The following is a 21,440-nucleotide window of genomic DNA, read 5'->3' as shown; positions in this document are numbered from 1 at the left end:
TCGGTCACCGGCGCCGCCTGAGGGTGTCGTCGACGGTGCCGGCGTCGGACGCCGCGCGCAGCACGGCGAGCCGGGTGTAGCGCCGCTCGAAGTCCTCCCGGTTGAGGTCGAACTTCCGGTAGGCGTCGGCGAGTTCGAGCGCGCCCTGCTTCACCGTCCACTCGCAGTCGAAGCCGGGTATCGCGGCGCGGAACCGGGAGAAGTCCACCCGGTAGGACCGCGGGTCGGCGCCGGTCTCCCCGGTGATCACCACCTTGGAGCCGGCCACCGCCTCGGCGACCTGTCCGGCGATCTCGGCGACCGTGACGTTGTTGATCTCGCTGCCGATGTTGAACGCCCGGTCGTGCACCGCCTCGCGCGGCGCGGTCAGCGCGGCCGTGAAGGCCCGCGCGATGTCGGCGGCGTGCACCAGCGGGCGCCAGGGGGTGCCGTCGGAGAGCACCAGGACCTCGCCGGAAAGGAGCGCGTGGCCGACAAGATTGTTGAGCACGATGTCGGCGCGCAGCCGGGGCGAGAAGCCGAAGGCGGTGGCGTTGCGCATGTACACCGGGGTGAAGTCGTCGTCGGCCAGCGCGTGCAGGTCGTCCTCCACCCGCACCTTCGACTCCGCGTACGGCGTCACCGGGCGCAGCGGGGCGTCCTCGGCCACCAGGTCGTCGCCGCCGGCGGCGCCGTAGACCGAGCAGGTCGACGCGTACAGGAAGCGCCGTACTCCGGCGTCGCGGGCCAGCCGGGCCAGGTGCACGGACGCGTGGTGGTTGATGTCGTAGGTGAGCTCCGGCGCCAGCGAGCCGAGCGGGTCGTTGGAGAGCGCGGCCAGGTGGATCACGGCGTCCACCCCGGCCACGTGCTCGGCCGTGACGTCGCGCAGGTCCACCCGCTGCCCCGGCGGGTCCTCGGGCCGCGGGCCGAGGACGCAGTCGGCGAACAGGCCGGCGTCGAGGCCGACGACGTCGTGCCCGGCGGCCTTGAGGACCGGGGCCATCACGGTGCCCAGATAGCCCTGGTGTCCGGTCAGTAGTACGCGCAAGGTTGTTCAACCCCCCAGGTTGAGCGTGAGTTTGGTGACGGCGAACGCCTCGGCGTAGCGCGCGTGGCATTCGATGCCGCGGATCCGGGCGAGGCCGAGGAAGGCCTCCCGGTCGTACCAGGGCCGGTGCCGCTGCGAGGGGTAGTGCTCCTGCAGCAGCCGCACCTTCTGTTCGGCGGTGTCCGGGTCCAGCGGCTGGTAGGCGGCCGGCCGGCCGAGGTCGCCGTCCCACTTGACGATCTCGTAGCCGAGGACGAGGTGGTCGCGGAACGCGGTGGTCATCAGCTTGGCCAGGCCGCGGTGGTCCTGGTGGGCGTCGTCGGTGCGCGGCGCGAGGACCAGGTCCGGGTCGGTCTGCGCGCGCAGTTCCTCGACCGCGGACTTGGCCTCCTCCCAGTGGGCCGGGAAGCGGCCGTCGGGCAGTTTGTGCACGGTCAGCCGCAGGTCGGCGCCCGGGCAGAAAGCGGTGAGCGCGGCCTGTTCCTCCTGCTCGCGTTCGCTGCCGCCGCCGGTGAGCACCAGCGCGTCGACCCGGACACCGGGCCGCGCCCGGCACAGCGTCAGCAGCGTGCCGCCGGCGCCGATGACGATGTCGTCGCAGTGGGCGCCCACCGCGACGATCCGGTTCAGGGGGCCGCCCCCGAGCCGGATCACGCTCTGGCTCCGGCGGTGTCCCGCTCCCACACGGCCCACGGGCGGTCGCCCCGGGCATAGGCGGCGTCGAGCGCGGCCCGTTCCTTCACGGTGTCGGTCGGCTTCCAGAAGCCGCGGTGCTGGTGCGCCACGAGCCGTCCCCGTTTGGCCAGCTGGGCGCAGCCGTCGGCGACCAGGTCACCGTTCTCGGGTATGTGGTCGAAGACCTCCTGGCGGAGCACGAAGTAGCCGCCGTTCTCCCACAGCGGCAGCTCGCTCACCGCGGTGATGCCTCCCACCAGGCCGTCCTCGCCCAGCTCCACGCAGTGGAACGACGACTGCGGCGGCACCACCATCATCGACGCCCCGGCGTCGCGCGCGGCGAACTTGTCGATCATCTCCGGCAGCGGGGCGTCGGTGAGCACGTCGGCGTAGTTGGCGAGGAACATCTCGTCGCCGTCCAGGTGGTGCCGCACCCGGCGCAGCCGCTCCCCGATCGGTGACTCGATGCCGGTCTGCGCGAAGGTGATCGTCCAGTCGGCGATGTCGGTGGAGAGCAGCTCGGTCCGCCCGCCCCGCAGGACGAAGTCGTTGGACGTCGTCTCCTCGTAGTTGAGGAAGAAGTTCTTGATGTGGTGGGCCCCGTACCCGAGGCACAGGATGAACTCCTTGTGCCCGAAGTACGCGTAGTAGCGCATGACGTGCCAGATCAGCGGGCGCGGGCCGACCATCGCCATCGGTTTGGGCACGTCGTCGGAGGTTCCGTTGCGCATCCGCATCCCGTAACCGCCGCAGAACAGGACGACCTTCACGACTTCACCTCGACGATGCTCAGTTCCGGGATGGGAAAGACGAGCCGGCCGCCCCACTCGTGGACGAAGGCCAGCTGTTCGGACAGTTCGGCCCGCAGGTTCCACGGGAGGACGAGGACGAAGTCCGGCTTGTCGGCGGCTATCTGATCGGGCGCCAGGATCGGGATGCGGGTGCCCGGAGTGAACCTGCCGTGCTTGTAGGGGTTGCGGTCGACGGTGTAGGCCAGCAGGTCGGGGCGGATGCCGCAGTGGTTGAGCAGGGTGTTGCCCTTGCCCGGGGCGCCGTAGCCGACGACCGTCTCGCCGCGCTCGGCCGCGTCGACGAGGAACCGCAGCAGGTCGCGGCGCACCTTGGCCACCCGGGCGGAGAATTCGGCGTAACCGGAGAGCTCCTGGAGCCCGGCGGCCTTCTCCCGGGCCAGGACGTCGGCCACCCGCTGCGTCGGCTCGCCGGCCGCCTCGGCCGGGCGGGCCCACAGCCGGATGGAGCCGCCGTGTGTGGGGAGCAGTTCGACGTCCACGAGCGTGAGTCCGCCGCTCGCAAGGGCCCGGATCGCGGAGGCGACCGTGTAGTACTGGAAGTGCTCGTGGTAGATCGTGTCGTACTGGTTCTCCTCGATCAGGGTCAGCAGGTGCTGCACCTCGATCGAGACCCAGCCGTCGTCGGCGACCAGGGCGCGCAGCCCCTGGGTGAACCCGACCACGTCGGGGATGTGCGCGTACACGTTGTTGGCCACGACCAGGTCCGCCGGGCCGTGCTCGGCGCGGACGGCCGCGCCGGTCTCCGGGGAGAGGAACTCCGTGAGCGTGGGCACCCCCGCCTCCCGTGCCGCGCCGCCGACGTTCACCGACGGCTCGATGCCGAGGCAGCGGATCCCCCGGTCCACCACGTGCCTCAGCAGGTAGCCGTCGTTGCTCGCCACCTCGACCACGAAGGCGTCGGGTCCGAGCGGAAGCCGCTCCGCGGCATCGGCGACGAAGGTGCGCGCGTGCTCCACCCAGGAGGTCGAGTAGGAGGAGAAGTACGCGTACTCCTTGAAGGTATCCTCCGGCGTGATCAACGGAGGGATCTGCGCGAGCCAGCACTCGGTGCAGACCCGCAGGTGCAGCGGGTACGCCGGTTCCGGCTCGTCCAGTTGGTCCGCGGCGAGGAAGCTCTCGCACGGTGGCGTCGCCCCGAGGTCGACGACGCTCGCCATCGCCTCCGAGCCGCACAGTCGGCATCGTGTCATGTGCTGTTCCCATCCCCCCTGCTCACGCGGGTGTCCCCGTCGCGAGCCTGTGCCGACCGCCCCGCGATCGCGGTGCGGTACTCCTCCTCCAGGCGCGCCAGGCCGACGGCCGGGCTGAAGCCCTGCTCGTAGCGGCGGCGGGCCGCCCGGCCCATCTCCTGGCCCAGGTCCGGGTCGGCCGCGATCCGGCGTATGCAGGAAGCGAGCGAGGCGGGCTCGCCCGGCCGGTGGAGCAGCCCGGTGACCCCGTCCTCGACGAGTTCGACGAACGCGCCGTGGCCGGCCGCGACGGTCGGGACGCCGGCCGCCATCGCCTCCACGACCACCAGGCCGAACGCCTCCAGCCAGGTCGAGGGCGCCACCACGGCGACCGACCGCGCGACGGCCTTCCGGCACTCCGCCGTGTCCAGCAGGCCGGCGTAGCGGACGTCGTCCCGGCCCGCCGCCCAGGCGGTCACCTCCCGCTCCAGCGGCCCCGTGCCCGCGATCACGAGCGGTACGCCCACACCGCCGTCGGCCGCGATCTCGTCCCACGCGGCCATGAGCAGCCGTACCCCCTTGGCCTCCGCGAGCCGGCCGAGGTAGAGCAGCTGCTCTCCCCCGCCCTCCCGGCACAGGCCCGGGTCGGGCACGAAGTTGTGCTTCACCGCCAGTCGCTCGGCCGGCATCCCGGACCGGACCAGGACGTCGCGCTGGGCCGCGGAGATGCAGAGGAACCGCTCGACGCCGGACCACCACCGCCGCCGGTTGGCGGACAGGCTGACGGCGAGCGGCACCGTCGCGAGGCGGGAGCCCCGGTAGCAGCCGTGCCGGACGGCGGGCAGCGGTGTGGAGCCGACGCACTCGGTGCACGGCCGGCCGTCCCGCTGGAGCGTGCCGGGCGGGCAGACCTGGGTGTAGTTGTGCAGCGTGGCGACGGCGGGCACACCGGCGTCGGCGCACGCGGCGAGGACCGCGGGCGACAGGAGCGGGAAGACGTTGTGGACGTGCACCACGTCCGGCCGCTCGGTGCGCAGCCGGGCGGCGAGTTCCGTGCGGACCGCCGGGTTCCACGGTACGAGGAGCGGTACCGCGACCTTGCCGAGGAGGGACCGGGCGGCGATGTCGTCGCTGCGCCGCTCGAACACCCCGACCCGATGGCCGGCCGCGCGCAGCAGCTCCACCTCCTGGTCGACGACCTTGTTCTCCCCGCTCGGCTGTGCGGAGCCGTAGCGGTTGTGCACCACGAGGATGTCCATGGTCAGGTCACCTCCGAGCCCTGGGTCGTCGGTCGGTGGAATCCGGGCGCCGAGGGAGCAGCCGCCGCGACGGGTGTCGCCAGCAGCGAGGCGGCCAGGGCCAGATGCAGCAGGTACGGCGAGGCGTCGCCGAGGCCGGCCTCGGTGTACGAGGCGATCGCGCAGTAGCTGATCAGGAAGATCGCGCAGGCGCGCTGCAGCGACGGCGGCCGCAGCAACGCGACGCCGCCCAGCACGAGGATGATCACCGCGACGAGGGTGACGCCGACCAGACCCTGCTCGTTGTAGACGGCCAGCCAGCTGTTGTCGATCGGCAGCCCGCCGAACGACTTGTCGCCCAGGCCCACGCCGAGGAACTTCTCCGGGGTCGTCCGGGGCGCGGCGAGCAGGGCGTCCCAGACCTTGGCCCGGCCGGTGAGGCTGGAGAAGTTCTCCTTGCTCTGTCCGCGCAGGAACCACGTCTGCAGGGCGGAGGCGAACCCGACCGCGGCCACCGAGCCGACCAGCACCGCCCAGGTGAAGAACCGGCGGGCGGCCGCGCTGGTCAGGATGAGCGAGCCGATCGCCAGTGACAGACCGAGGAGCAGGCCGAGGGTGGCCGTCCGGGTGTGGGTCAGCGCGAGCAGCACGAAGGACGGCACGATGACCACCGCGGCACTGGTCCGGTCGGTCCGGCGGCCCAGCAGGAGCAGCGCGGTGAGCCCGATGATCACCGCCGCGTACTGCCCGATCTGCGGCGGGGTGAGCGGCCACAGCGCGCCGACCAGCCGTCCGCCGTAGAGGTCGGGCAGGGCCGCACCCGGTGAGACGACCAGGCCGGCGGCCACCGATCCGAGCACCGCGAAGTAGGCCCGGATGTGGTACCGGACGAACGTCAGGCTGCCGTCCCACCAGCGGCTGAGCAGCCACAGGGTGCCGATGAAGAGCGTGAGCCGGAAGCAGCGGAACAGCGCGCCGAAGCCGGACTCCAGGTTGGCGCTGGAGATCACGCTCGTCACCAGCAGCAGGGTGAGCAGGAGCAGGTAGGCGCTGGGCCGGACGCGCAGCCGGAGGTTGACCAGCAGCGCCAGCGCGAACGCGGCGACCAGGGCGCCCATGGTGACCATCTGGATGAGGGAGCGGGGCAGCGTGACGATGGTCTTCGCCCCGGCGGAGCCGAGCGTGTTGAGGACCAGCAGCCCCCAGACGACGCCGACGATCCTCGGTGTGGCAGCGCGCGGTTCCGCCTCGGTCTGCCCCTTCATCTGCCCGTTCACCTCCCTGGTCAGCCACGTGTTCATCGGCGTGTTCATCCGCGTGTTCATCCGCGTGTTCATCTCAACCACCGGCCTCTTGGTCGAGGGTGCTGCCCGCGTCCTGCCGGTAGTCCGTGCCCTGCCACTCGTCGAAGTCGAGCACCTGGCTCGGGTCCTGGGCGACGAACTGCCACGGTCCGAGGTAGACGTTGTGGTGCCAGCGGTTGTCCTGTCTGTGGGTGATCGCCTCGGCCACCTTCTCGCCCTTGTACGGCGACCAGTCCGGATAGGTCCCGTAGTTGGACAGCACCGCCATGCGGTTGCACATGTCGGTGCACTTGACCACGGACTCGTCGAGCACGAAGCGGTTGTCGTGGATGTCCACGCGCTGGGTCTTCCACCGGCAGTCGGCGTAGAGCGGAGCCTTGGCGATGGCCGGCTCCGTGCAGCGGTGGGCGTTCTTCACCAGCAGGGTGCAGTCACCGGACGAGGTGTTGGCCGGACTGTTGCAGAACCGGTCGGCGTTCTCCCACAGGGTGATCCCGGACCAGTTGTTCTCCAGCACGTTCCGGTAGATCTCGATCCTGTCGGTGCGGGCCCGGATCCGTGGTTCACCGCCGGACTCCGACAGGTAGACGGCCGCGTACGGGAAGTTGTCGCCGCGGTCGGCGTACTTGCGGCCCTCGACCCAGTTGTTCCGACGGATCGTGTTGTTCCGGACGACCGCGTTGTAGCTGGTCTCGTAGATCAGCGCGGCACCGTCGTTGGCCTCCAGCACGTTGTTCTCGATGAGGAAGTCGTTGTTGTCGGTGTCCGCCCACAACCCGGCTCCGCGGTTGTCGTGCACCCAGTTGCCGCGCACGTCGGCGCCGTCGACGGCCCAGAACTTGACGCCTCCGGTGCAGCCGCAGCCCTGCTGCCGCCGCTCCCAGTCGTCGGTGTTGTTGCCCACGATCTCGTTGTCCTCGACCACCAGTCCGGTGATACCGCCCCCGCCCTTGTACGCGTTCATTCCGTACTGCCCGTTGTCGCGCAGGCAGCTGGCGCGGACCTGCTGGCGGGCACCGGCCATCAGCCCCGCCCCGGAGTTGTCCTGGATGGTGGTGTGCTCGATCACCCACCCGTCGGCCGAGTCGTGGTTGACCACGCCCTCGTTCTGGGGTGCGACGAAATGCTGCACGGTCAGGTAGCGGATGGTGACGTCGCGGGCGGTGCCGGCGAACGCGTACTGGTTCTTCTTCCCGCCGTCGAGCACCGCGCCCGGCGCGCCGAGGTAGCGGTCCCCCTTCTTGGGGATGACCTGGGCGTATCGGTCCGGGGCGAGCCGGTGCTTGCCCGGCCGGAGCCAGAACGTGGTGTTCGGGGGGCTGCTCCTGGTCTTCGCCGCCAGGTCGCCGACGACCGCGGGGTCGACCGTGACCGCCCCGGCCGGCGCCTTCGCCGGCCCGGCCGCGGGGTTGGCACAGACCCGGGCCACGGCTCGGGCCGCGGACGTGGACGTGGACGGCGCGGCGGTCGGCTTCGCCGCCGGGGCGCCCGACGTGCTGTCGCAGCCGGTCGCCGTCAGCAGGGCCAGCGCCAGCGGTGCCGCCGCCAGCGCCCAGTGCCGCCTCTTGATCACCACGTGCCCCCTAGCCGCCGAACCTGAGCACGGTGGTGAACCCGCCCGCGCCGTCGGCGGGGCTGGTGCCGGTGCCGATCAGCGTCGTGGTGGGTTCCTTGCGCCCGAATCCGGCGGAGTACCAGCCCAGCGGCGGGCCGGTCTCGCCGCGGTGCGCCCGCCAGGACAGCTGCGCGGGCAGGTCGAGCACCGCGGAACGGCCCTCGCCGTCCCGGATCCAGGTGAGTACCGCCCGGTTCCCCACCAGGTCCGCGGCGATCTCCGGGCCGAGGTGGAACGCCAGCCGCACGGTCCGGCGCGGCCCGCGCACCTCGTCGACCACCTTCAGCTCCTGGCTCGCGGCCGTCAGTTCCACCCGGCGGCGATGCACGGAGCCCTGGTACCCGTCGTGTTCGGCACACCAGCCGGCCACGTCCTCGCCGGAGGTGTCCACGGCCAGCACGCGGGTGCGGGCCTGCCGGGTCCACAGGAACGGTCCGCCGGAGACCGACTGGTCGGTGGCGTCCAGTTGCAGCGTGTTGTGGCCGAGGGTGGAACGGAAGTACTGCCGCCACACGGGCTGCCCGTGGTAGCAGAAGGTCCCCGGGTCGGCGAGGACGTCGACCCCGTCGTGCCGGACCTCGACGGACAGCGCGTCCGCGTGGGCGTGCGCGGCGATGGACAGGAAGCCGTGGGGGCCGCCGTCGCAGCGGCACCAGATCTCCCCCGGACCGCGCAGGATCGTCATGCCCGCGTCGGCGAGGTGCGCCGGCCGGACCGCCGGGCGGGTCACGGACAGTCCGGTGGGCTTGATGAGCGCGGCCAGCAGCGGGGTGCGCACATCGGTGCCGGTCACCTCCGGCCACCAGGCGAGCCGGCCGAACACGGCGTCGCCGGTGGCCAGCAGCGAAGCCCACCGGTCGGTGCCCGCGCCGTCCACGACCAGACCGTGCCCGTCGTCCGCGTCCCCCTGGCGCGGCGGCCGCAGCCGGTTGTCCACGACGGCCGCGAGCGCGTCGGTCATCCGCAGCAGCACCAGCCGGACGGACGCGGGGACCGGCACGCCCGCGGCGTCCGCCTCGGCCACCGCGGCCAGACCGAGCTCCAGCACGAGTCCGTGGTACTCGGTGGCCAGCTCGCGGTTGAGGCCGGAGGCGAAGGTGTTGCTGCGCAGGTGCCGCTCCAGCGACCGCAGCGCGTCGGCCCGCCAGCGCCCCGTGGCGGGGAACCAGCCGAACGCGCAGGCCGCGGCGAACTGCCCGGCGGCCTCCGCGATGACGTGGTTGTTCGCCGAGGAACCCCGGCTGGGGAAGGCTGCCAGCCAGCGCTGGTGGTGCCAGATCTGGTTCCGCGCCACGGGGTTGTCCTCGAACAGCCCGGCCGCGCCCGGCCAGTCGTCGAGCAGCCGGCGGATCCACACCCAGGACAGCAGCCGGATGCCCAGCTCGATGCCACTGATCCAGTGCACGCCCCGCAGCGGCGGGTTGGCCGTCCACCACGACCGCAGGTGCTCGGCCACACGCTCGGCGTACCGCTCGTTCCCGGTGATCGCGTAGGCGGCGGCGAGCACAGTGAGGTACTGGTGCCGGGACAGCTCCCAGATCTGCTTGATGTCCCCGACCGCGTCCTCGTTGCGGTACGGCACGTCGAAGGCGTAGCCCCAGGGGGCCCGGCGCCCGGTCTTCGGGTCGCACCACCAGTCCGGGTCGGTGAGGTCGTCGCGGACCACCCCGAAGTACTCGACGTGCCCGTACATCAGCCGGTCCGCCTCGGCGACGAGACGCTTCGCGGCGTCCGCCGGCACCGCGGCGAGCGTCCCGGCGGGCAGGACCGCGGTGAACCGGGCGCCGGTCACGCTCGGGCAGTCCGGCCGGGCGGACCGCCACCGCCGTCTGCGCACCGTGTCGCCCACCCGGCCCGCGACCTCCCGCGGCCCCATCCGGGACAGGCGCCGCAGGTACCAGCTCGCGCTCATGGTCATCGTGCCCGCTCCAGCGCCACCGGCGCGCCGGAGGCCAGGGAGCTCCGCACGGCGAGGGTGGCCGCCGTGGTCGCGACCAGCGACTCCAGCGGCACCGGCATCGGCCCGCCGGTCCGAACGGCCTTGACGAACGCGGCCAGTTCGGCGTTCTGGCCCTTGTCGCGGGCCTTCGGCAGCCGCGAACTCACCCAGCGCTTGCGGCCGTACACCGAGGCTCGGACGAAGTCGTCGAGCCTGAGCACCTTGCCGTCGGCGACGAGGTCCAGCGTCTCCTTGGGGAAGCCGGGCGATCCGGTGGTGACGTAGCTGATGGCGGCGGTGGACCCGTCCGGGTACCGCAGCACGATCTGCAGGTCGTCGTTGCCGGACGGGGCGACGGCGTACACCGAGACCGGGTCGGCGTCGAGCAGCCAGCTCGCCGTGTCGACGAAGTGCCCGCCCTCGCCCTCGAACCGCGAGCCCTCGGTGCCCTGGCGGAGGTACCAGCTGCCGTGCTGCAACTGGCCGGCGTTGACCAGATAGCGCAGGCTCGCCGGTCCGGTCCGGGCGCCGAACCGCTGCCTGGCCTCGGTCAGCAGGGGTGCGAAGCGACGGTTGAAGCCCACCTGCAGGCGGTCGTTGCCGGACTCCTCCACCGCCGCGAGCACGCCGGCCAGTTCGTCCTCGGTGAGGGCCAGGGGCTTCTCCACGAACACCGTCTTGCCGGCGAGGAGCGCCTGCCGGGTCAGTTCGGCGTGCGAGCTGTGCCGGGTGACGACGAACACCGCGTCGATCGACTTGTCGCCGAGCACGGCGTCGAGGTCGGTGGTCGCCCCGGCGAAGCCGAACTTGCGCTGCGCGTTGGCCGCGGAGAGGGCCGTCGTGGTGACGACGGTCGACAGCTCGACGCCGTCGCGCTGGGCCAGGTGCGGCAGCAGCATCGACGTCGCGTAGTTCCCCGCGCCCACGAACGCGAGGCGCACCGGGGAGGTGGCGGCCCGGGCCGGACCGGGCGCTCCCCCGCCGCGGCGCACCGCGGGCACGGCCATCGACGGGGCCTGCGCCTCCCCTTCCGTCGCCTCCTCAGCCTGTTCGGGGTACCGGAACAGCACGGCCACGGCCTTCAGTTCGCCGTCCTTGAGCCGCCGGTACGTCTCGACCGCGTCGTCGAAGTCGGCGACGTACGAGATCAGAGGCTCCACGTCGACGCTGCCGCGGGCGACGAGGTCGAGGAAGCACGCGAGGTTGCGGCGCTCGGTCCAGCGCACGTAGCCGATCGGGTAGTCGCGGCCCTCCAGCTCGTACTCCGGGTCGTAGCGCCCGGGGCCGTACGAACGGGAGAACCGGACGTCGAGTTCCTTCTCGTAGTACGCGTTCCACGGCAGGTCGAGGCGGCACTTGCCGATGTCGACGACCCGGCCGCGGTCCCGGCAGAGCCGGGCGGCGAGCTCGACGGGCTGGTTGCTGCCGCCGCCGGCGGCCAGGTACACCTGGTCCACTCCGTGCCCGTCGGTGAGTTCGGCGACGGCGGCTTCCAGGGCCGCGGACGCGGGGTCGCCGCAGGCCACGGCGCCCAGGCGCTCGGCGAGTTCGCAGCGCGCCGGGTCGGGGTCGGCGCCGACGACGCGGACTCCCGACGCACCGAGGAGCTGGACCACCAGCTGCCCGATCAGGCCGAGGCCGATGACCAGGGCCACCTCGCCGAGCTGCGGCTCGCCCTGGCGGACGCCCTGCATCGCGATCGACCCGACGGTGCCGAAGGCGGCGTGGCGCGGTGCGAGGCCGTCCGGCACCGGGGTGTAGAGGTTCTTCGGCACCCAGTTCAACTCGGCGTGCAGCGCGTGCTCGTTGCCGGCGCAGGCGACGAGGTCGCCGACCTTCACGTCGTCGACGCCGGCGCCGACCTGCTCGACCACCCCGCACAGCGAGTATCCCAGCGGCGTGTAGGAGTCCAGCTTCCCCATCACCTTGCGGTAGGTGGCGGGCACCCCGTTGGTGGCCACGCTCTGCATGACCTTGGCCACCTGGTCCGGCCGGGAGCGGGCCTTGCCCAGCATCGACATGCCGGCCTCGGACACCTTCATGAGCTCGGTGCCGGTGGAGATCAGCGAGTAGGCGCTGCGGACCAGCACCCCGCCCGGCTTGCACCCCGGCACCGGAACGTCGAGCACCGCCAGCTCGCCGCTCTTGTAGTTCTGTACAACCTGTTTCACCGGAACTCCCCTGATTCCTAAGCCGTTTGCCGAGTGCTCTGGCCGGACCCAGAGGTCGCGTCGCGATACCAGTACTCGAGGGTCAGCACATGCCACAGATGCTTGGAGAAGTCCTGCTGCCCGGCGGCGTCCTCGGCGACCATCCGCGCCAGCGCGTCGCGCCGCAGGAACCCGGAGCGGACGAGCTCACCGTCGTTGACGACCTCGCGCACCAGCGGCGCCAGATCCCGGCTCATCCAGGCCCGCAGCGGCGCGCTGAACAGGCCCTTGGGCCGGTACACGATCTCCCGGGGCAGGACCGAGGTGGCCGCCTCCTTGAGGACGGCCTTGCCCTGCCGTCCGACGATCTTGCGGTTGCCGGGCACCGCGAACGCCGCCCTGACCACCTCGACGTCCACGTACGGCACGCGTACCTCGGTCGAGGCGGCCATGCTGGAGCGGTCCGTGTACGTGAGGTTCAGGCCCGGCAGGAACATCCGGGCGTCGGTGAGGCACATCCGGTTGACGAAGTCGTCGAGGTCGTTGTCCTGGTAGACGTCCGCGTGCTCGGTCAGCACGTCCTCGACCGTCCCGGCCAGGTCCGGGTCGAGCAGGGCGAGCAACTCGTCCTGGTCGTACATGGTGTAGCTGCGCCGGAAGGCGGTCTCCTCCGGCAGGTCGGCGAAGGAGAGGAACCGTTTGGCGAAGCGCACCGACCGGTACCCGCGGCGGGCCGTCGCGACCGGCAGCCGGTCCACGGCCCCGGAGACCCCGCGCCGCAGGGGCCGCGGGACGCGCTGGTAGCGCAACGCGATCAGGTTGGCCAGGTGCTTGCGGTAACCGGCGAACAGTTCGTCCGCGCCCATCCCCGAGAGCATCACCTTGACCCCGGCCTCCCGGGCGGCCGAGCAGATCAGGTACGTGTTGATCGCGGCGGGGTCGCCGATCGGCTCGTCCAGGTGGTACGTCATCTCCGGCAGCAGGTCGAGCACGTTCGGCGCGATCTCGATCTCATGCAGGTCGACACCGAACTTCTCGGCCACCTGGCGGGCGTAGCGCAGGTCGTCCGGCATCGCCTCGAACCTGGCGTCCTCGGCTCGGAACCCGATCGTGTAGGCGGAGATCCCCGGCTGGTGGCGGGCCGCCAGCGCGGTCAGGTAGCTGGAGTCGAGGCCGCCGGAGAGGAAGGTCGCCACGGGTACGTCGGAGAGCAGGTGGCGGCGGGTCGACTCCTCGACGACGGCGGCCAGGTCCGGCTGGTCGCCGGCCAGGGCCCGCTCCCGGCCCTCGGCGGCGACGTCCTTCAGGTCCCAGAACCGGCCGCGCTCCACCCGGCCGTCGGCCCGGCATCTCAGCCAGCTTCCCGGCGGCAGCTTCTCCGCCTCGCGGAACGCGCACCGGGAGTCCGGCACCCAGTAGTACAGCAGCGAGGCCACCAGCGCCGCGTCGTCCACCTCCAGCTTGCCGCCGGTGGCGGCGGCGAGCGCCTTGAGCTCGGAGGCGAACACCAGGCCCGCGCCGCGCCGGAGCAGGAACAGCGGCTTGATGCCGAGCTGGTCGCGGGCGAGCACCAGGTCCCCGGTGCGCTCGTCGAAGATCCCGAAGGCGAACATGCCGCGCAGCCGGGGCAGGCACTCCGTGCCCCAGCGCCGCCAGGCCTCCAGGAGCACCTCGGTGTCGGAGGTACCGCGGAAGCGCACCCCGGTGGCCGCCAGCTCGGCCCGCAGCTCGGGCGCGTTGTACAGCTCGCCGTTGTACGTCAGGACGAGGCCGTCCGAGGCCATCGGCTGGGCGCCGGTGTCGGACAGGTCGATGATGGCCAGCCGGCGGTGCCCGAGGTGCACTTCGCCGTCGCCCACGGGGTGGCTGTACCGGCCCGCCCCGTCCGGACCGCGGTGGGCGAGGGTGTCGGTGAGCCGGTCGGTCACGGCCTTTCCGTCCGGCCAGCGGTAGGTACCTGCGATGCCACACATGTGCTACCGCGCCTCCTGGTCGTTCTCCGGGCCCCGGACGGCCCACACCGGCTGCCGCTCGGCGCGCCGCTGGCCGGTCCCCTGCTGCCGGGCCGGTCGCTCGCTGCGGCCGCGCAGCGCCGTCTGCAGTCCGTCCCACAGGGTGCCGTCGGTCCGGTCCCGCGGATCGGGGTCGATCAGCACCACGCCGATCACCGGGATGCGCTGGTCCGCGAGCTGCCGGGCCACGGTGTGCAGCCAGGCGGCGCTCCCGTGTCCGGCCCGCACCACGAGCACCGTCTGGGTGCCGAGGTACTGGAGGTCGGTCCACGCCGTGCCGGGCGCCACCGAGCCGACGCCGATCCGGCGCTCCTGGGGCGGCACGGTCGCGGCGCGCTCGGCGCCGACCACGGTCGGGTCGCCCGGCTTCTGGCGGCGGCCCGCCAGAAGCTGGCGGGGCAGCGCGTCGACGACGGTCACCGGCCCCTCCGCCGCCAGTGCCCTGGCGAGGTCCAGGGCGATCACGCTCGCGCCGCGCGCACAGCCCAGTTCCAGCAGCGACACCGGTTCCGCGGAGCCGCGCAGGGTGCGGGCCAGGGCCGCGGTGAGCCGTTCGCGGGTCAGCCGGGTCCGTCGGCGCTGCCACGGCCTGCCCGACCGGCGGGGCAGTTCCGCGATGACCGAGGCGCCCAGGTTCGCCGCGATGTCCCGGCGCAGCACGGGGCGGTCCGCCACCACCGTGCCGACCGCGGCGCCCGCGAGCCCGAGGAAGAGCCCGAGGACGAGGCCGATCGCGGAGTCGGTCGCGACGGCCTTGGGCAGGGAGTGCCGCAACGCGCGCGGGGTGTCCACGATCTGCGTGCCGGCGACGACCTGGGGTGCGCCGGTCCGCGCGTCCGCGGCGCGCTCGTCGAAATCGGAGATGCGCGAGTTGAGTTCGGCGCGGCGGGCGAAGAGCGACTCGAGGGTCGCCGACGCCTTCGGGTCGCTGTCCGCCGACTGGTTTCCGATCTCCTTGTTGACCTGGGCGAGTTCGTCCCGCATGCGGTCGCGCTGGTCGAGCAGGGCCTGGGCCTGGGCCTGCGCGGTCCGCTGCATCCGCTGCACGTGGTCCGCGACGAACGCGTCGGCCAGCGCCTTGGCGCGGGCCACCGCCTGGGCGTCGGTGGCGCCGGTCACGGTGATCTGCAGCAGGTTGTTGGTCAGGCCGGCACCTTTGTAGTCCTGGAGGAAGTCCTCTGGTTTCTCGGTGGACTTGAGGGACCGCAGGGCTTTGCCGGCGATCTGTGTGGTCTGGAGCAGCTGGACGTCGGTGCGGATCAGCGTTCCGGTGTCGTTCGGCTGGTCGGCTTCGTGCGCGACCAGCACCTCGGTCACCGCGGTCGGTGCCGGGGGCATCGCGACCGCGAGCCCGGAGCCCCCTATCAGACCGAGGAGCGCCGTGGCGTACCAGAGGCGGCGGCGCCTGCGCACCGCCACCACCAGGGCCTGAAGGTCGAGAAGCGGAGCGGCGGCCGACGGCTCCGCGGTCGTGCTGGTCGTCACGCTGAACCTCCTGTGGCCTGGCCGCGAACCGCGAGTGCGAGAGTGGCGTCGTCCGGAAGCTGACCGGCGGGCCGCGTCTCACGGGCGCGGACCGGGTCGGCGACGACGATGCCGAGGACCTCGTGCCGGCCGTCGGCACACGCCTCGGCGATGCCGGCGAGTTCCTCCGCGGTCCAGCTGCCCGCGCTGAGGACGACCAGGGCACCGGACTCGGTGTCGCGGTCCGGCACGATCGGCCGGTCCACCGAGACCTCCACCACCCGCAGCTGTGGATCGCTCTTGGCCTCGGCGGCGAGCTGTCCGGCGGCCCGGCGGGCGATCTGGTCGCCGTCCGGTACGACCACCAGCAGCCGCCGGGGGGCGGGCAGTTGGTCCCGAAGACGGGCACACACCCGCCGGTAGCGGATCCGCCGGGCGGCCTCGTCGTCGGACCTCGGCGGGGTCGGCAGGTCCCACCGGGTGTCGATACCGAGGAGCCGGCGGATCCAGGACGGTCGGCCGCCGTCCTGCGGCCGGTGCGCGCCGCGTCGCTCGGCGGGCACCTCGACGGTGCCCAGCAGCGCCGAGCCCAGCGCCGCGGTGATCTCCGGTTCGGTGCGCAGCCGGCGGTTCATCCGGGCGGCGGCGAGGTGGCCGACGACCGCGAGCACGAAGAACAGCAGCGCTCCCGCGCCGATGAACTGCGTCCTCGTCGGCGGGGCCTCGCCGGTCGGCCGGGCCGCCGGACCCATGACGACCATGCCGGCCTTGTTGGTCGCCGGGTCGGCCTCGTCCAGCTTCGTCATGGCCTCCTCCAGCGAGGTGCTCAGCTTCTCCAGCTCGGTCCGGGCCTGCACACCCTCGACGGTCTGCCCCGGATCGGACGCGTCGGCCAGTTCGGTGATACGGCGGTTGGTCTCCTCGACCTGCTTGCGCAGCGCCTCGGCCTCGGTGGCCGCCGCGGAGTCGGTGCCGCCGCCCGCGACCCGGGCGGCGAACTTGACGAACTGCGCGGCCACCTGGTCGGAGAGCTGCTGCGCGCGCTTCGGGGTGTCGGCCGTGCCCGAGATCTTGATGATGTTCCCGTCCGCGGCCGAGGCGGTCACCTGGTTCCGCAGCTCGGCGGCGCTGGCGTCCCGCCAGTCGAGCGCGGCGGCCGCGCGGTCGACCACCGTCGAACTGGTCGCTATGTCCACCTGGGTCAGCAGCTCGCGCTCTTCCCACTGCCCCGGCAGCAGGACCGACGCCGACGTCGTGTACTGCGGCGGGAACACCACGGAGGCGCCGTAGCCGACGAGTGCTCCCACCACGGCGACGACGGCGAGAAACCGCCAGCGCCGGCGGAATATCCGCCCGATGGTGACCAGACGTATCGATTCCTCGCTCAACTGCGCTGCCTCTTCCCTGTTCGAACCTGATCGGCCGCCGGCACCGGGGTGTGGTCACGGCAGGCGGCGGTGTAGGCAGCAAGCAGCGACGCCTGCGAGTTGCGCCAGGAGAGCGGCCCGCTGACCCGCTCCTGGCCGATCTTGCCCATCCGGGCCCGCCGGTCCGGGTCGTCGAGGAGCTGCGCGACGAGCGCGGCGAACTCGGTCTCGTCGTCGTCGGCCGCGTAGACGGCGGCCTCGCCAGCGGAGACGCGCGCTTCCTTCAGGTCGAACGAGACGATCGGCCGGCCCATCGCCATGTACTCCAGGACCTTGTTCATGGTCGACACGTCGTTGAGCGGATTGCGCGGGTCGGGGGAAAGACAGACGTCCGCGGTGGACAGGTAGCGCACCAGGTCGGCGTCCGGAATGCGCCCGGTGAACTGCACCTGCTCACCGAGCCCGAGCCGCCGGGACAGCTCCACCATCGCGTCGAAGGCGTCGCCGGAGCCGACGAACACCGCGTGCCAGTCGGTCCGCCCGAGCTCGTCGCGGAGCTTCGCGAGGGCCCGCAGGGCGTAGTCGACGCCGTCCTGAGGGCCCATGACGCCGAGGTAGCAGAGCAGATGAGGCTTGCCGCGCTTCAACTCCGGCTCGGGCGGCACCGGCTGGAACCGCTCGACGGCGGGTGCGCTGCGCACCACGAACACGTCCTCCGGCCGTCGGCCGCCGCGGCGTATCGCGACGTCGCGGTAGCTCTCGTTGGTGGCGAGGACGATGTCCGCGGCACGGTAGGTCCGCCGTTCCAGTGCGCACACGGCGCGGTAGAGCAGGTCCTCGCCGCGGTCGAACCGGGAGAGGTACAGCTCGGGTACCAGGTCGTGCTGGTCGAAGACGAACCGCGCGCCGCGCCGCTTCAGCCACAGGGCCGGCAGGAACAGCAGGTCGGGCGGGTTGCAGGCGTGGACCACGTCGACCGGGCCGACCTTGCGGGCCAGCCGGACCGTGTGCCAGAGCGCCGATCCGTACTCCTTCAGGTAGCCGGCCGGGCCTCCGGTGGCCGCGCGCAACGGGTAGCGGTGGATCCGCACCCCGTCGATCTCCACCTCCGGCTCGGTGTCGCGCTTGCTGCCCTGCGGACAGATGACGTGCACCGTCCAGCCCGCGTCGCGCAGCGTCGTGCACTCCTGCCACACCCGCCGGTCGAAGGGCACCGACAGGTTCTCCACCAGGATCAGCGCGCGCCGGCCGGAACCGGTGCCGCCGGTCGGGTTACCAAGCAAGGCCCATGTACCCCGGTTCGGTCCGGCGCGTCTCGGCGTCGGGAAGGCGGACGAGGTCGACTATCACGGGTCCTTCGCCGTGCGGCAGCGCCGCCGTCACGGCCGGCTCCCTGGTCCCGACCAGGCACACCTCGGCGTGGTCGAGCACCTCCTCGACGGAGTCCGCGAGCAGTTGCGCGAGGTGCGGCAGCCGGGTCTCGATGTACTCGCGGTTCGCGCCGATCAGCCGGGAGAGGCTCACGTTGGCGTCGTAGATCTTGATGTCGTACCCCTTGCCGAAGAGCCGCTCCGCCAGCTCGACGAGCGGGCTCTCGCGGAGGTCGTCGGTGCCGGGTTTGAAGGACAGCCCGAACATCCCCACCCGGCGTTTTCCGGTGCGTTCGACCAGGTCCACCGCGCGCTGCAGATGGTCGGAGTTGGAGCTCAGCACGTGGGCGAGGATGGGCACCGAGACGTCGGCCCGCTGGGCCGCGTGGACCAGGCTGCGCAGGTCCTTGGGCAGGCAGGAGCCGCCGAAGGCGAAGCCGGGCCGCAGGTAGGCGGGGCTGATGTTCAGCTTGCGGTCGGCCAGGAAGACGTCCATCACCTGGTGCGAGTCCACCCCGAGCGCCTGGCAGACCGCGCCCAGCTCGTTCGCGAAGCCGATCTTGAGGCCGTGGAAGGCGTTGTCCGCGTACTTGATCGCCTCGGCCGTCGGCACCGGCACCCGGAACACCTCGCCGGGCAGGCCGTCGTACAGCGCCAGCACCGCGTCGCCGCTTGCCGGGTCGAGTTCGCCGATGACGGTCTTGGGCGGGTCGAAGAAGTCCCGCACGCTCGTGCCCTCGCGCAGGAACTCCGGGTTGACGGCGACCCCGAAGTCCACTCCGGCGGTGCCGCCGACGTTCTTCTCCAGGATCGGCACCAGCAGGTTCAGGCAGGTGCCGGGAAGCATGGTGCTGCGGAACACGATGGTCTGCCGCCCGCCGCGCTCGGCGAGCGCGGCGCCGATCTGCTCGGTGACCCGTTCCAGGTACGTGGTGCACAGGCTGCCGTTGGGCTCCGACGGCGTGCCCACGCAGATCAGCGACACCTCGCTGTCCATGATCGCCTCGCGGACGTCGCCGGTGGCGCGCAGGGCTCCGGTCCGCACGACCTCGGCGAGGAGCTCGCCGATACGTTCCTCCACCACCGGGGCCTTGCCGTCGTTGACCAGGTCGACCTTCACCTGGTTGACGTCCACCCCGATGACCTCGTGGCCCATGCTCGCCAGGCACGCGGCTGATACGCAGCCCACGTAGCCGAGCCCGAAAACGCTGACTCTCATGACTCGTCCCTCCCCCCGGGCAGGCCCTTGTGGCCTGCGCTCCGCGCGTCGGCCTGCCGACGCCCCCCGCGCATCAGTAGGCCCCCTGCCCGTGGAGCACCGCACGCATCGTCTTCCACAAGATCACCGTGTCGAGGGCGAGCGACCAGTCCTCCACGTACCGCAGGTCGAGGCGGACCGCCTCCTCCCACGGCAGGTCGCTGCGTCCGCTGATCTGCCACAGGCCGGTGAGCCCGGGCTTGACCAGCAGCCGCCGCCGGATGTCCGGGTCGTACGCGGCGCACTCCTCGGGCAGCGGCGGTCGCGGGCCGACGAGCGACATCGCTCCGGTGAGCACGTTGAAGAGCTGCGGGAGTTCGTCGATCGAGTACCGGCGCAGCACGGCTCCCACCCGGGTCACCCGTGGGTCCCGGCGGACCTTGAACAGCAGCCCCGCTCCCTCGTCGCGGTCGGCGAGCTGGGCACGTGCCCGGTGCGCCCCGACGACCATGGTGCGGAACTTGAGGATCGTGAACTCCCGGCCGTCCTTGCCGACCCTGCGCTGGCGGTAGAAGGCCCCGCCGCGGCTGTCCGCCAGCACCAGCAGTGCGACGGACGCCATCAGCGGCGCGAACAGCATCAGCAGGACCGCCGCGCCCACCCGGTCGACGACTTCCTTGATCGCCCGGCGGCCCCCGGTGAAGGTCGGCAGGCTGACCCGCAGCAGCGGTATCCCGAGCACCGCGTCGACGTGCAGCCGCGGGCCGGCCACCTCCATCAGCACCGGGGCCACGACCATCTCGGCATCGCTGCCTTCGAGGTTCCAGGCCAGCCGCTGCAGCCGGTCCGGGGTCCAGTACGGGTCGGGTGTGACCGCGACGACACGGTACCCGTCGTGGCGGACGTGCTTGGCGACGTCCGCCAGTCCGCCTACGACCGGCACGCCGTCCAGTTCGTCACCGTCGAGTCCGCGGCCGTCCGTCGTGCACACCGCCTGCACCCGCCAGCCGATGTGCGGGAACTTGCGGGTCCGGGTGATCAGGTCGCCCACGGTGGCCGGACTGCCGGCCGCGAGCACCGGTCTCAGGCACCGCCCGTCCTTGCGCCGTCTGTGCAGATCGAGGCGGAGCAGATACCGCGCGGTCATCGTGACGAGCCCGATCGCGGGGATCGCGACGAAGATCCAGAGTTTGATGTTGCGTGAGGTGAGGGCGATCCCGCCGAGCGCCAGGACGACGGTCGCCGCGAACAGCGAGCGTCCGAGCCGGCGGAATTCCTCGGCGCCCTGGCCGAGCACGGCCGGCGCCCACGACCGGCCCACCACGAGCGCCGACAGCACCAGCAGTTCGGTGCCGAACGCGAGAATCCCCCATTTCTCGTGCCAGTTGGCCGCGTCCCGGCCCCCGAAGAACTCGCCGATCCCCGCCACCACCAGGGCGGTGGCCACGGTATCGCTGATGATCACGGTACGCCGGTACCGCTGCTCCCACTCGATCGCCGGTCTGTCGACCGGCCCGTCCGCCAGACGCCTGCGCGCCGGCGGGAAAGGGCCGACTAGTCCCCCCTGCCGCACAGAAACCCCCCGGTTCCCAGTGGTTCGAGATGGTGCGCTGACACCGTTCCTCCCCCCGGGAGGCCCCCGCCTCCCGTACGCTTCCGCCCCCGGGAGGCCCCCCGGCTCCCCGCGCCGCGCTGTTCCTTCCGCGGACGGCCCCCGCCGTCCGCGTATGACATCCCGGCTACTTCAGCGCTGCTTGTGCAACCCGCCCGTCCCGCAGCGGACCCGCCTGCCCTGCCAGGCCCTCGAAGCGTGCGGGAACCCGTCGGAACCGCGAGTGCTCCCCGCACCCGAAGCCCCTCTCGGACCGCAGGAGTTGATCACCCCCACGCCCGGCGGCACGGACACGGCCACCGGCCGCCCGCATCGCCTGACCCATAGATCATCATTTGTCGCCTCGTGTCCCAGCATGCGAAGCACGGTCAATCTAGACCATCAGGGCCCGTCTGAAGAGAGGGCTGTGTGGAATTTGTGCTCGTGTTTTGAAGACGGGTCAACGGCCGGACGCCCGCCCTGCGAGGCCTCGGCGACGGACGACA

At 72.1% G+C, this 21,440-nt stretch carries 15 protein-coding genes; all 15 read right to left on the bottom strand.

The window, feature by feature from the left end; all coding sequences use genetic code 11:
- Positions 1–4: 4 nt before the first annotated feature.
- Positions 5–1,030, bottom strand: a complete 1,026-nt coding sequence (locus ACZ4UV_RS13810) for an NAD-dependent epimerase/dehydratase family protein (RefSeq protein WP_451015715.1) — start codon at positions 1,028–1,030, stop codon at positions 5–7.
- Positions 1,031–1,036: 6 nt separating this feature from the next.
- The gene (locus ACZ4UV_RS13805) at positions 1,037–1,684 is read right to left on the bottom strand and encodes a PIG-L deacetylase family protein (RefSeq protein WP_451015716.1); all 648 of its coding nucleotides are present in this window, start codon (positions 1,682–1,684) and stop codon (positions 1,037–1,039) included.
- Positions 1,681–2,475: a sugar phosphate nucleotidyltransferase gene (locus ACZ4UV_RS13800; RefSeq protein WP_451015717.1), complete on the bottom strand. Its 795-nt coding sequence runs from the start codon at positions 2,473–2,475 to the stop codon at positions 1,681–1,683. The genes ACZ4UV_RS13805 and ACZ4UV_RS13800 overlap by 4 nt, the downstream gene beginning before the upstream one ends.
- A complete protein-coding gene (locus ACZ4UV_RS13795; protein ID WP_467837866.1) occupies positions 2,472–3,707 on the bottom strand; it encodes a class I SAM-dependent methyltransferase in 1,236 nt (411 codons plus the stop codon). Before ACZ4UV_RS13795 ends, ACZ4UV_RS13800 begins: the two co-directional genes overlap by 4 nt.
- Positions 3,704–4,945: a glycosyltransferase gene (locus ACZ4UV_RS13790; RefSeq protein ID WP_451015719.1), complete on the bottom strand. Its 1,242-nt coding sequence runs from the start codon at positions 4,943–4,945 to the stop codon at positions 3,704–3,706. Before ACZ4UV_RS13790 ends, ACZ4UV_RS13795 begins: the two co-directional genes overlap by 4 nt.
- A 2-nt stretch (positions 4,946–4,947) precedes the next feature.
- Positions 4,948–6,189 (bottom strand): O-antigen ligase domain-containing protein, encoded by a 1,242-nt coding sequence (locus tag ACZ4UV_RS13785; protein WP_467837952.1) that lies wholly within the window; start codon positions 6,187–6,189, stop codon positions 4,948–4,950.
- 73 nt (positions 6,190–6,262) lie between these two features.
- Positions 6,263–7,804, bottom strand: coding sequence for a right-handed parallel beta-helix repeat-containing protein (locus tag ACZ4UV_RS13780; RefSeq protein WP_451015720.1), 1,542 nt, complete (start codon positions 7,802–7,804; stop codon positions 6,263–6,265).
- Between the two features lie 7 nt (positions 7,805–7,811).
- The gene (locus tag ACZ4UV_RS13775) at positions 7,812–9,761 is read right to left on the bottom strand and encodes an alginate lyase family protein (RefSeq protein WP_451015721.1); all 1,950 of its coding nucleotides are present in this window, start codon (positions 9,759–9,761) and stop codon (positions 7,812–7,814) included.
- Positions 9,758–11,953 carry a bi-domain-containing oxidoreductase gene (locus ACZ4UV_RS13770; RefSeq protein ID WP_451015722.1) on the bottom strand — a complete coding sequence of 732 codons (2,196 nt, stop codon included), beginning with the start codon at positions 11,951–11,953 and terminating at the stop codon, positions 9,758–9,760. The genes ACZ4UV_RS13775 and ACZ4UV_RS13770 overlap by 4 nt, the downstream gene beginning before the upstream one ends.
- A 17-nt stretch (positions 11,954–11,970) precedes the next feature.
- Positions 11,971–13,905: an asparagine synthase (glutamine-hydrolyzing) gene (gene asnB / locus ACZ4UV_RS13765; protein WP_451015723.1), complete on the bottom strand. Its 1,935-nt coding sequence runs from the start codon at positions 13,903–13,905 to the stop codon at positions 11,971–11,973.
- Between the two features lie 3 nt (positions 13,906–13,908).
- Positions 13,909–15,429, bottom strand: a complete 1,521-nt coding sequence (locus ACZ4UV_RS13760) for a Wzz/FepE/Etk N-terminal domain-containing protein (protein WP_467837863.1) — start codon at positions 15,427–15,429, stop codon at positions 13,909–13,911.
- A complete protein-coding gene (locus ACZ4UV_RS13755; protein ID WP_451015725.1) occupies positions 15,426–16,796 on the bottom strand; it encodes a Wzz/FepE/Etk N-terminal domain-containing protein in 1,371 nt (456 codons plus the stop codon). The genes ACZ4UV_RS13760 and ACZ4UV_RS13755 overlap by 4 nt, the downstream gene beginning before the upstream one ends.
- Positions 16,793–18,058, bottom strand: a complete 1,266-nt coding sequence (locus ACZ4UV_RS13750) for a glycosyltransferase family 4 protein (RefSeq protein WP_451015726.1) — start codon at positions 18,056–18,058, stop codon at positions 16,793–16,795. Before ACZ4UV_RS13750 ends, ACZ4UV_RS13755 begins: the two co-directional genes overlap by 4 nt.
- Positions 18,048–19,364, bottom strand: coding sequence for a nucleotide sugar dehydrogenase (locus ACZ4UV_RS13745; RefSeq protein ID WP_390036793.1), 1,317 nt, complete (start codon positions 19,362–19,364; stop codon positions 18,048–18,050). Before ACZ4UV_RS13745 ends, ACZ4UV_RS13750 begins: the two co-directional genes overlap by 11 nt.
- Positions 19,365–19,437: 73 nt before the next feature.
- Positions 19,438–20,916: a sugar transferase gene (locus ACZ4UV_RS13740; protein ID WP_451015727.1), complete on the bottom strand. Its 1,479-nt coding sequence runs from the start codon at positions 20,914–20,916 to the stop codon at positions 19,438–19,440.
- Positions 20,917–21,440 lie beyond the last annotated feature (524 nt).

The organism is Streptomyces sp. NPDC028289 (assembly GCF_055565975.1).
Note: the sequence above shows the minus strand (reverse complement) of the source record. Positions and strands in the feature narration are given on the sequence as shown.